Consider the following 1,893-nt stretch of genomic DNA (forward strand, 5'->3'; position numbering starts at 1 on the left):
GGCCGGGTGGGGTGGGGTGGGGTGGGGTGGGGTGGGGTGGGGTGGGGTGAGGCGGGGTGGGTGGGGTTAGCGGGTTATGTTGCGGTGTTTGCTGCGGAGGCGGAAGGGCATGAGTGCGCTCTCCACCTTGGTCGCGGTGGTCATCTTGGAGACGCCGTCGCGCCGCTCCTCGAAGCGGATCGGCACCTCCAGGATGGTGTGCCCCAGCTTGGTGGCGAGGTAGTGCATCTCCACCTGGAAGCTGTAGCCGTTGGACTGCACCCGCTCCAGGTCGATGTCGCGCAGGGCGTCGGCCCGCCAGATCTTGAAGCCGGCGGTGAGGTCCCGGATGCGGACCCGCAGCAGGGTGTGCACGTAGAGGTTCGCCCAGCCACTGAGCGCCCGGCGGTAGAGCGGCCAGTTCTCGTCCAGCTCGCCGCCGGGGACGTACCGGGAACCGATCACCACGCTGGCCTGGGTGGAGAGCAGCGCGCCCAGCATCCCCGGCAGCGCCTCCGGCGGGTGCGAGAGGTCGGCGTCCATCTGCGCCACGTACTCCGCGCCGCCCTCGATCGCCCGACTCATCCCGTCCACGTACGCCCGGCCGAGGCCCTCCTTGCCGGCGCGGTGCACGACCTCGATCCGGTCGGGGTGCTCGATGGCCAGCTTGTCCGCCACCTCGCCGGTGCCGTCGGGGGAGTTGTCGTCGGCGACGAGGATGCGCAGCCCCGGCAGCGGCAGCGCGAGCAGCCGCTCGACCAGCGCCGGGAGGTTGCCCGCCTCGTTGTACGTGGGCACGACGACGGTCAGGCGTGCGTCCCGCCACGGCGACGGCAACTGCACCGGCTTGATCATGTCGGTCATCCTCGGTTTGCGGACAAGGGTCATGGAAAGGGTATCCAGTTCCCGCATTCGGTCCGAGGGAGGCACCCCTCCCGGGCGTTGCGAACCCTCCCCGCCCGCCCCGCGCGAGCGTCGAAGCCCTGGTCAGGGGCTTGTGCCGGTCAGCGCCGGCGGCGAGCGGCCGCGGTGAGAGCGAGCGCCGCGACGGCGAGCGCGACACCGGAGAGCGCCGGCTTGTGGGTGCCGACCCAGAGCGCCGCCGAACGGTCACGCGCCTGTTCGGAGAACACCCCCGCCGTGCCCCGGTCCGTGTCCGCGTCGCCGGGGTGATCCAGGTTGTCCCGCCAGGCCGCCGGGTCGATCTCCTCACCGGTCTGCTGACTGTCGTAACCGTCGCGGGCCAGCTTCCGGTCGAGCAGGCCCGGAAACAGGGCGTCGGCCAGCCGGGCCCGCCAGGTCGGGCCGCCCACGTTCAGCTCCCGGGTGCCGCGGTCGGCGGCCCAGACGACCGCTCGGGCGGCCAGCTCCGGAGTGAAGATCGGCGGCACCGGCTGCGGGTGCCGGGGCAGTCGGGTGCGGACCCAGGAGAACTGCGGCGTGTTGATCGCGGGCAGCTGCACCATCGACAACTTCACCCCCGGGCAGTCGTGCAGCAGTTCGGCGCGCAGCGAGTCGTTGAACCCCTGCACGGCGTGCTTGCTCGCGCAGTACGCCGACTGCAGCGGGATCCCCCGGTAGGCCAACGCCGAGCCCACCTGCACGATCGTGCCCCGCCCGTGCGCCCGCATATGCCGCAGCGCGGCGAGGGTGCCGTGCACCGTGCCCAGGTAGGTGACCTCGGTGACCCGACGGAACTCACGCGCCGGAATCTCCCAGGCCGGCGCGAACACCGACGCCATCGCGTTGTTGACCCACACGTCGACGCCACCCCAGTGGTGCACCACGTCGTCGGCGGCCTGCTGCACCGCGCCCGCGTCGGCCACGTCCACCCGGTACACGCGCACGTCGGCCGCGCCGCGCAGCCGGCACTCCCGCTCGGCGGCGACCAGACCGGCCTCGCCCCGAGCCAGC

2 protein-coding genes are annotated in these 1,893 nt (G+C 72.5%); both read right to left on the reverse strand.

The genetic code is table 11. The features are described 5' to 3' along the window. Window positions 1-66: 66 nt before the first annotated feature. Window positions 67-834 (reverse strand): polyprenol monophosphomannose synthase, encoded by a 768-nt coding sequence (locus PSH25_RS29055; protein WP_196922184.1) that lies wholly within the window; start codon window positions 832-834, stop codon window positions 67-69. Window positions 835-983: 149 nt separating this feature from the next. Then, window positions 984-1,893: SDR family oxidoreductase (locus tag PSH25_RS29060; protein ID WP_238662061.1), on the reverse strand; the 910-nt coding region annotated here is incomplete at its 5' end.

Source organism: Micromonospora foliorum (assembly GCF_022229015.1).
Classification (GTDB): Bacteria; Actinomycetota; Actinomycetes; order Mycobacteriales; family Micromonosporaceae; genus Micromonospora; species Micromonospora foliorum.